This is a genomic window from Mesorhizobium sp. M2C.T.Ca.TU.002.02.1.1, assembly GCF_003997225.1.
Window position 1 is genome coordinate 1 of record NZ_RZTO01000181.1, and the last position, 9,073, is coordinate 9,073.

Here is a 9,073-nt window from a genome sequence, read left to right on the forward strand (position 1 = left end):
CCGAGCCGGTGGTCAAGACGATCGTGCGGCAGGATCCAGCCAAGCAGGCCGCAATGAATGCGGCCGAACCGACGCTTCCGGCCAAGGCGGCAATCGTTCCGGCCGAGCAGACCTATGTGACGGCCGCTGCTGCCCCGTCGCAGAAATCCGGCCGCCTCGCGCAGAAGCCGACGGTCGTGGCGATGCAGGAGCCGATGGCCGAACCGGACGCCTCGCGTTTCGGCGGCACGCTCAAGGGCCGCTACATCACTTCGGTGCCGAATGCGCCGCAGGAAGCGGCGATGGGCTTCCAGTCGACGCCTGAGAACACCGACGCCATCGGCGCGATGATCGTCAGCCAGGACCGGCCGCTCGAAACCAACTGAACCCGATTGCATCCAACAAGGCCCGCCATGGCAGCATGGCGGGCCTTGTGCCGTTGCTGGCTGTTCTGAAAAATCCTAGATCAAGGCGATGTCGAAGAGAATCGCCGGTCCGGAAATCGAACGCCTGATTCAGCTCCTGGCCAAGGTGCCGGGGCTCGGGCCGCGTTCGGCCAGGCGCGCAGCGCTTCATCTCATCAAGAAGAAGGAACAGCTGCTCGAACCTTTGGCCGCCGCCATGGGCGAGGCGGTCGACAAGGTGCGCATCTGCTCGACCTGCGGCAATGTCGACACCTCCGATCCTTGCACGATCTGCACCGACCCGCGCCGCGACGCCGGCACGCTGATCGTCGTCGAGGACGTTTCGGACCTTTGGGCGCTGGAGCGCGCGGCGGCCATGAACGTGCGCTACCATGTGCTTGGCGGCACGCTGTCGCCGCTCGACGGCATCGGCCCAGACCAGCTTAACATCCGCTCGCTGGTCGACCGTGTCGCCGGCGGCGAGGTGAAGGAAGTCATCCTCGCCGTCAACGCCACCGTCGAGGGCCAGACGACGGCGCATTATCTGACGGATCAGCTGTCAGGCTTCGAAGTGAAGGTGACGCGGCTCGCGCACGGCGTGCCGGTCGGCGGCGAGCTCGATTACCTCGACGAAGGCACGCTGGCCGCGGCGCTGAGGTCAAGGACGGCGTTTTGAGGGGATTTTGGGGGACTTGGAAAATGACGAAGGAACGCTGCTTCCGCGCATTCGCCGCTGTTTTCCTTTTTGCCGCATTGGCTTTCTCTTTCGCCACCCCCACCCACGCCGCTCCCATTGACGACCAGTTCCAGGCCTGGCTGCAAACAGACCTCTGGCCCGAAGCCAAGTCCAAGGGCATTTCGAAGAAAACCTTCGACGCCGCCTTCCTCGGCGTGAAACCGAACCTGAAACTGCCTGATCTCGTCCTGCCCGGCGAAAAGCCGACGACGCCGCAGAAGCAGCACCAGGCCGAGTTCGGCCCGCCGGCCGATTACTTCGCCGAAAAGATCATCCGCGCCGTCACCACCGGCGGCCGCGCGCGAGAGAGCGCCAACGCCAGGGTGCTCGGGCTGATCGAGAAGCGCTACGGCGTGCCGGGCGAGGTCGTGCTTGCGATCTGGGGTCGCGAGACCGGCTTCGGCGCGGCCAAGATGCCTTACGACGCCTTCGAGGTGCTGGGCACCAAGGCGTTCATGTCGACGAAGAAGGATTTCTTCCGCACCGAGGTGCTGGCGGCGCTCGAGATCGTCGAGCGCGGACTGGCGCCGGTCAACGCGATGAAGTCGTCCTGGGCCGGCGCGCTCGGCCAGCCGCAATTCATGCCGACATCGTTCCTCAAGCACGCCGTCGACTTCGACGGCGATGGCCGGCCCGACATCTGGAACTCGACGTCCGACGTGCTCGCCTCGATCGCCAATTACCTTGTGCATTATGGCTGGCTGAGGGGGCGCGGCTGGGGGACCGAGGTGACGGTTCCGGCCAACGTCTCCTGCTCGCTCGAAGGACCCGACCAGGGCAAGAAGATTTCCGATTGGGTGGCGATGGGCATCAGGCGCGTCGACGGCAAGGCGTTTGCGGCGAGCGAATTGAAGGCGGAAGGTTTCCTGCTGATGCCGGCCGGGCGCAGCGGCCCGGGCTTCATCGTCACGCCGAACTTCTACGTGATCAAGCAATACAACAACAGCGATCTCTACGGCCTGTTCATCGGCCATGCCGCCGACCGCATCGCCAAGGGCGACGCCACCTTCGTCGGCGCCTGGGGCGCCGTTGGTGATCTCCATCGCTCCGACATCGCGGCCCTGCAACGGGCGCTCGAGGCCAAGGGCTATGATGTCGGCAGCGCCGACGGCCTGCCCGGCTTCAAGACCCGCCGCTCGATCGGCGTCTGGCAGGCCAAGAACGGCAAGCCCGCCACCTGCTTTCCCGATGCGGGTCTGGTCGCGCAGCTGAAATAGCGGCTGGCTCCCAAGGCACGGACCCTGGTAAATTTTTGCGGATCGACGGCTTCAAATAGCCGGCGCATGCGTCGACTTATGGCGGCCCGTCCGGTTCGATATGGTGTCCGGCAAGATGCCCGTTGCCGGTTCGAGAACCGCTGAATAGGGTGTTGACCAACTGGACAAAAAACACGACGGTAAGCGGTCAAAGCCGCAGCCGGCCTTGCCAAGAATAATAGAGCCCTGAGCCGGGAACTCAGGTCAACAAGACAGGGAACGATCACCATGATGCTCGAAAAGTTTGCTCACCGCTCTCGCGCCTTGCTCGCGGGCGCCGCGCTGTCCGCGCTGCTCGTCGCGCCCGCCTTCGCGGTCACGCCCGCCGATACGCTGGTCGAGGGCTTTGCCATCGACGACATCATCTCGATGGATCCGGGCGAAGCGTTCGAGCTGTCGACGGCCGAAGTCACCGGCAACACTTACGACCTCCTGGTCCGCCTCGACCTCAGCGACACGTCCAAGGTCAAGGGCGACCTTGCCGAGAGCTGGACGGTTTCCGACGACGGCCTGACCTACACGTTCAAGCTCAAGCCCGGCATGAAATTCGCGTCGGGCAACCCGATCACCGCGGCCGATGTCGCCTATTCCTTCGAACGCGCCATCAAGCTCGACAAGAGCCCAGCCTTCATCATCAACCAGTTCGGCATCACCGGCGACAACGTCACCGAAAAGGCCAAAGCCGTCGACGACACCACCTTCCAGTTCGTGGTCGACAAGGCCTATGCGCCGAGCTTCGTGCTGAACTGCCTGTCGGCCACCGTGGCCTCCGTCGTCGACGCCAAGCTGGTCAAGGAACATGTCGCCGCCGTCACGCCCAGCGCCGACTACAAATGGGACAACGATTTCGGCAATGCCTGGCTGAAGACCGGCTATGCCGGTTCGGGGCCATACAAGCTGCGCGAATGGCGCGCCAACGAGGCCGTCGTCCTGGAGCGCAACGACAATTACAACGGCGAGAAGGCCAAGCTCGCCCGCGTCATCTACCGCAACATGAAGGAAAGCTCGGCGCAGCGCCTGGCGCTCGAAGCCGGCGACATCGACGTCGCCCGCAACCTCGAGCCGAACGATCTCGACGCCATCGCCAAGAACGCCGATCTCACCAGCACAAGCGCGCCGAAGGGCACGGTCTACTACATCAGCCTCAACCAGAAGAATCCGACCCTGGCCAAGCCAGAGGTGCGCCAGGCGTTCAAATATCTGGTCGACTACGATGCGCTGGGATCGACCATCCTCAAGGGGATCGGCGAGATCCATCAGTCCTTCCTGCCCAAGGGTGACCTCGGCGCCATCGACGACAATCCCTTCAAGCTCGATGTCGCCAAGGCCAAGGAGCTTCTGGCCAAGGCCGGCGTGCCGGACGGCTTCAAGGTGACCATGGACGTGCGTACCGGACAGCCGACCACCGGTATGGCGGAATCGATCCAGCAGACGCTTGGCCAGGCCGGCATCCAGCTCGAGATCATTCCGGGTGATGGTAAGCAAACGCTGACCAAATATCGCGCCCGCAACCACGACATCTATATCGGCCAGTGGGGTCAGGACTATTTCGATCCGAACTCCAACGCCCAGACCTTCGCCTCCAATCCCGACAATTCCGACAACGCCAAGATCAAGACGCTGGCCTGGCGCAATGCCTGGGACATTCCGGACCTGACCAAAGAGACCGACGCGGCACTCTTGGAGAAGGATTCGGCCAAGCGCGCCGACATATACAAGGATCTGCAGCAGAAGATCCTCGACACCAGCCCCTTCGTCATCATCCATCAGCAGCTGGAAGTGGCCGGGCTGCGCAAGAACCTCCAGGGCTTCAAGCTCGGACCGAGCTTCGACACCAATTTCGTCTGGTCGGTCTCCAAGCAGTAAACCCGGCGGACGCGACGGGTGAGCGTAGCTGAAAACCAGGCGGCGGCGGGGCGCGGCAGCGCCCGCGCCGTTGCCATTCTGTCGTCGCTCGGCCGCTTTCTCGTCATCGCGGTCACGACCTATCTCGGTCTTCTCGCGGTGACCTTCTTCATCGGCCGCGTCATTCCGATCGATCCGGTGCTGGCCGTCCTCGGCGATCGGGCGCCGACCGCCGTCGTCGAGCGCACGCGCCGCGAGATGGGTCTCGACCTGCCCTGGATCGAGCAGTTCTATCTCTATGTCAGAGCCGCCCTGAGAGGCGACTTCGGCACCTCGGTGCTGACCACCAATCCGGTGATGACCGACATCCGTCGCGTCTTTCCGGCGACCATTGAGCTGGCGACGCTGGGCACGATCATCGGCGCTGTCATCGGCGTGCCGCTCGGCGTGCTGGCCGCCGTCAAGCGCGGCAGCCTGATCGACCAGGTCGCGCGCATCGTCGGCCTCATCGGCTATTCGGTGCCGATCTTCTGGCTGGGCCTGCTCGGACTGGTGCTGTTCTACGCCAAGCTGCAGTGGATCGCCTTTCCGGCGCGGCTCGATGTCGTCTTCGAATATACATTCACGCCGATCACCGGCTTCTACCTGCTCGATGCCGCGATCCAGGGGCAGTGGGACGTCTTCTACGACGCCTTCCGCCACATCGTCCTGCCGGCCGCGCTGCTCGGCTATCTGTCGCTCGCCTATATCAGCCGCATGACCCGCTCCTTCATGCTGAACGAGCTGGCGCAGGAATACATCGTCGCGGCACGCGCCAAGGGCCTGTCGGAAAGCCGCATCATCTGGGGCCATGCGCTGCGCAACGCCGCAGTGCCGATGGTCACCGTGATCGCGCTTTCCTATGCCAACCTGCTCGAAGGCTCGGTGCTGACAGAGACTGTCTTCTCCTGGCCCGGCATCGGCCTCTACATCACCAACTCGCTGCAGAACGCCGACATGAACGCCGTGCTCGGCGGCACCATCGCCATCGGCTCGGTCTTCATCGCCATCAATCTCTTCTCCGATCTGCTCTACCGGCTGCTCGATCCGAGGACGAAAGCCGGATGAGCGCCGAAACCATTCAATCCCGTCGCGAATGGTTGCTCAGCGACCGGCCGGCTTCACGCCTGCAGGCAAGGCTCGGCCGCGCCTATGTCGCCTGGCGGCGCTTCTCGGCCAATCGGCTGGCGCTGGTCGGCATGCTGATCATCATCGCGCTGCTTGTGGTCGCCGCCTTTGCCGACGTGCTGGCGCCCTATTCGCCGACCGTCGGCGATCTGAAGAACGCCCGCCTGCTGCCGCCGGGCGCCGCGCACTGGTTCGGCACCGACGACCTCGGCCGCGACATCTATTCGCGCATCGTCTATGGCGCGCGCTGGACGCTTTACGTGGTGATCCTGGTCGCCATCATCGCCGCGCCCATCGGCCTCTTGGTCGGCACGATCGCCGGTTATGCCGGCGGCTGGACCGACACGATCCTGATGCGCATCACCGACATCTTCCTGGCCTTCCCGAAGCTGGTGCTGGCGCTCGCCTTCGTCGCCGCGCTCGGTCCCGGCATCGAGAACGCCGTGCTGGCGATCGCAATCACCTCCTGGCCGCCTTACGCGCGCATCGCCCGCGCCGAGACGCTCACGGTGCGCAACTCCGATTACATCAAGGCGGTGCAGCTGATGGGCGCATCGCCCTTCCGCATCGTGCTGCGCCACATCATGCCGCTCTGCATCTCCTCGCTGATCATCCGCGTCACGCTCGACATGGCCGGCATCATCCTTACCGCCGCCGGCCTCGGCTTCCTCGGCCTCGGCGCGCAGCCGCCGCTGCCCGAATGGGGCGCGATGATCGCGTCCGGCCGCCGCTTCATCCTCGACCAGTGGTGGGTGGCGGCTGCTCCGGGCGCGGCCATCCTCATCGTCAGCCTCGGCTTCAACCTACTCGGCGACGGCCTGCGCGACGCGCTCGACCCCCGGAGCGGTGATCAATGAGCGACACGCTTCTCGATGTCGACGACCTGCGCGTCACCTTCCCGACCCGCACCGGCCTCGTGCAGGCCGTGCGCGGCGTCTCCTTCTCGCTCGGCCGCGAGCGTCTCGGCATCGTCGGCGAGAGCGGTTCCGGCAAATCGCAGACCGGCCGCGCCATCATGGGCCTCACGCCGCCTCAGGCCGAGGTTTCGGCGAAGAAGCTCGCCTTCGACGGCATCGATCTGCTCTCCATATCGCCGCGTGAGCGCCGGGCGCTGCGGGGAAACCGCATCGCCATGATCCTGCAGGATCCGAAATATTCGCTCGACCCGGTGATGACCATCGGCCGCCAGATCGTCGAGACGCTGCGCACGCATGAGAAGGTCTCCAAGGCCGAGGCGCGCGAGCGCGCGCTCGCCATGCTGCAGGCGGTGCAGATCCGCGACCCCGCCCGCGTCTTCGACCTTTACCCGCACGAGGTCTCGGGCGGCATGGGCCAGCGCGCCATGATCGCCATGATGCTGGTCACCGGACCCGAGCTGATGATCGCCGACGAGCCGACCTCGGCGCTCGACGTCACCGTGCAGCTCGACGTGCTCAAGATACTCGACAAGCTCGTCGCCGAGCGCGGCATGGGCTTGATCTTCATCTCGCACGATCTGCGTCTGGTCTCCTCCTTCTGCGACCGCGTCGTCGTCATGTATGCCGGCAAGGTGGTCGAGCAGATCAAGGCGTCCGAGCTGCGCGATGCGCAGCACCCCTACACGCGCGGCTTGCTCAACTGCATGCCGAGGATCGGCTTCGAACGCCATCCGCTGCCGGTGCTCGACCGCAAGCCGGAGTGGGCGGCATGACGGCTTCCATCACCGTCGAAGGGCTGGAAGTGGTCTTCGACCGGTTTCGCGCGCTGAAGGGCGTCAGCCTCGAAGTGCGGGAAGGCGAATCCTACGGCCTCGTCGGCGAAAGCGGTTCCGGCAAGTCGACCCTGCTGAGGGCCATTACCGGCCTTGCGCCGGTCGCGTCCGGCACCATCATCGTCAACGGCAAGACCTTGGGCAAAACCCGCGACAAGGCCTTCTACCGCGACGTGCAGATGGTGTTCCAGGATCCCTACGGCTCGCTGCATCCGCGCCAGACGGTCGACCGTCTGCTGCAGGAGCCACTGGCGATCCATGGCATTGCCGATGGCGAGAAGCGCATCGAACGCGCGCTGGACGAGGTCGGCCTCGGCAAGGGCTTCCGCTTCCGCTATGCGCACCAGCTCTCCGGCGGCCAGCGCCAGCGTGTCGCCATCGCCCGTGCGCTGATCCTCGAACCCTCGATCCTTTTGCTCGATGAGCCGACCTCCGCGCTCGACGCCTCTGTGCAGGCCGAGGTGCTCAACCTGCTGGAAGAGGTCCGTCGCCGCCGCAAGCTTACCTTCCTGATGGTCAGCCACGACCTCGCCATCATCACCCATATGTGCGAGCGGCTGATGGTGATGCAGAACGGCGAGACGGTGGAGACGCTCACCGCAAGCCAGCTGATCGGCCACCGCGTCAGCGAGGATTATACGCGCAATCTGTTGAGGGCGAGCGAGGGGTTCGTGCGGGTCTAGCGTTCCGCGCCTTGAGCTTCCGGGACAGCGGCAGTGTCCGCATCGTTGCCTTGCGCTTCCTCCGGCTCCTTGATCCGGAACCATGTCACATAGAGCGCCGGCAGGAACAGCAGCGTGATCGCCGTTCCCGCGATGATGCCGCCCATCATGGCATAGGCCATCGGTCCCCAGAACACTTCGCGCGCGATCGGGATCAGCGCCAGGCTGGCGGCGGCGGCCGTCAGCGCGATCGGCCGCATGCGATGCTCGGTCGCTTCGATCACCGCCGCCCAGCGATCCTTGCCTTCGGCGACGAGGTCCTCGATCTGCACGATCAGGATGACCGAGTTGCGGATCAGGATGCCGATCAGCGCCAGCACGCCGAGGATGGCGACGAAGCCGAGCGGCGCGCCGCTGGGCACCAGGGCCGCCACCACGCCGATCAGGCCGAGCGGCGCCACCGCCACCACCAGGAAAAGGCGCTGGAAGCTCTGCAGCTGCACCATCAGGATGGTCGCCATGATGAACAGCATCAAGGGCACCACGGCCGCGATCGGTCCCTGGCTCTTGGCGCTTTCCTCGACCGAGCCGGCGGTTTCCACTGAATAGCCGGGCGGCAGCTTGGCGATGAAGGCGTCGACCGAAGGCTTTAGTTCGTTGACGACGGTCGCCGGCAGCACGTCGCCGACCAGGCCGGCGGGCACGGTGATCGTCGGCGTCCGGTTGCGTCGCCAGACCGTCGGCTGTTCGAGGTCGTAGCGGAAGTTGGCGACCGCCGCGAGCGGGATCGACTCGCCGTTTCCCGTCGGCAGCTGCATGTTCTGCAAGGTTTCGATCGAGCCGCGCTCGGCCTCGCGCGAGCGCGCCACGACATTGATGAGATAGGTCGCGTCGCGCACCTGCGTGATCGTCGAGCCGCCCACCGTGCTGTTCAGCGCGCTGGCGATGTCGGAAGAGGTGATGCCGAGCTGGCGCGCCTTGTCCTGCAGCACATCGACTCTGAGCACGCGCTGCGGCTCGTTCCAGTCGAAGGTCGGCGCGGCAAGCTTCGGATTGGCGGAAATGACACCGGCGAATTGCTGCGCCAGCTCGCGCACGGTCTGGATATCGGGACCGCCGACGCGGTACTGCACCGGCCTGCCGACCGGCGGGCCGAGCTCCAGCAATTTGACGAAGGCGTCGGTGCCGACGAACTCCTCGCGCAGCAACTTCTCCAGCGCCGGCTTCACCCGGTTGCGCGCCTCGATGCTCTTGGTGACGATGACGGTCTGGCC

Annotated in this window: 8 protein-coding genes and 1 pseudogene; 8 read left to right on the plus strand and 1 reads right to left on the minus strand. The window is 65.1% G+C overall.

The features are described from left to right. From EOD07_RS12400 to EOD07_RS12435, 8 genes and pseudogenes are all read left to right on the plus strand, one after another. Positions 1-365 (plus strand): annotated as a pseudogene (locus tag EOD07_RS12400) (cell wall hydrolase); the annotation flags it as partial. Positions 366-453: 88 nt separating this feature from the next. Next, positions 454-1,059, plus strand: a complete 606-nt coding sequence (gene recR, locus EOD07_RS12405; RefSeq protein ID WP_127235653.1) for a recombination mediator RecR — start codon at positions 454-456, stop codon at positions 1,057-1,059. Between the two features lie 23 nt (positions 1,060-1,082). Next, positions 1,083-2,336: a lytic murein transglycosylase gene (locus EOD07_RS12410; RefSeq protein ID WP_127235654.1), complete on the plus strand. Its 1,254-nt coding sequence runs from the start codon at positions 1,083-1,085 to the stop codon at positions 2,334-2,336. Positions 2,337-2,606: 270 nt separating this feature from the next. Further along, complete coding sequence (locus EOD07_RS12415) at positions 2,607-4,241, plus strand: ABC transporter substrate-binding protein (RefSeq protein WP_198540352.1); 1,635 nt, start codon at positions 2,607-2,609, stop codon at positions 4,239-4,241. Between the two features lie 18 nt (positions 4,242-4,259). Next, a complete protein-coding gene (locus tag EOD07_RS12420; RefSeq protein ID WP_127235655.1) occupies positions 4,260-5,327 on the plus strand; it encodes an ABC transporter permease in 1,068 nt (355 codons plus the stop codon). After that, positions 5,324-6,244: a nickel transporter permease gene (gene nikC, locus EOD07_RS12425; RefSeq protein WP_040985991.1), complete on the plus strand. Its 921-nt coding sequence runs from the start codon at positions 5,324-5,326 to the stop codon at positions 6,242-6,244. Before EOD07_RS12420 ends, nikC begins: the two co-directional genes overlap by 4 nt. Further along, positions 6,241-7,077, plus strand: a complete 837-nt coding sequence (locus EOD07_RS12430) for an ABC transporter ATP-binding protein (RefSeq protein ID WP_041001554.1) — start codon at positions 6,241-6,243, stop codon at positions 7,075-7,077. The genes nikC and EOD07_RS12430 overlap by 4 nt, the downstream gene beginning before the upstream one ends. Next, the gene (locus EOD07_RS12435) at positions 7,074-7,820 is read left to right on the plus strand and encodes an ABC transporter ATP-binding protein (protein WP_127235656.1); all 747 of its coding nucleotides are present in this window, start codon (positions 7,074-7,076) and stop codon (positions 7,818-7,820) included. Before EOD07_RS12430 ends, EOD07_RS12435 begins: the two co-directional genes overlap by 4 nt. Here the strand turns inward: EOD07_RS12435 and EOD07_RS12440 are convergent. Further along, on the minus strand, positions 7,817-9,073 hold a 1,257-nt coding region (locus EOD07_RS12440; RefSeq protein WP_164772210.1), incomplete at its 5' end, for an efflux RND transporter permease subunit. The two genes, EOD07_RS12435 and EOD07_RS12440, sit on opposite strands and share 4 nt — an antisense overlap.

What these genes read in the sequence shown, in the direction of transcription:
- nikC (WP_040985991.1), top strand. Translation starts at nt 5,324, where the DNA reads ATGAGCGCCGAAACCATTCAATCCCGTCGCGAATGGTTGCTCAGCGAC.
- EOD07_RS12410 (WP_127235654.1), top strand. Translation starts at nt 1,083, where the DNA reads ATGACGAAGGAACGCTGCTTCCGCGCATTCGCCGCTGTTTTCCTTTTT.
- recR (WP_127235653.1), top strand. Translation starts at nt 454, where the DNA reads ATGTCGAAGAGAATCGCCGGTCCGGAAATCGAACGCCTGATTCAGCTC.
- EOD07_RS12435 (WP_127235656.1), top strand. Translation starts at nt 7,074, where the DNA reads ATGACGGCTTCCATCACCGTCGAAGGGCTGGAAGTGGTCTTCGACCGG.
- EOD07_RS12430 (WP_041001554.1), top strand. Translation starts at nt 6,241, where the DNA reads ATGAGCGACACGCTTCTCGATGTCGACGACCTGCGCGTCACCTTCCCG.
- EOD07_RS12415 (WP_198540352.1), top strand. Translation starts at nt 2,607, where the DNA reads ATGCTCGAAAAGTTTGCTCACCGCTCTCGCGCCTTGCTCGCGGGCGCC.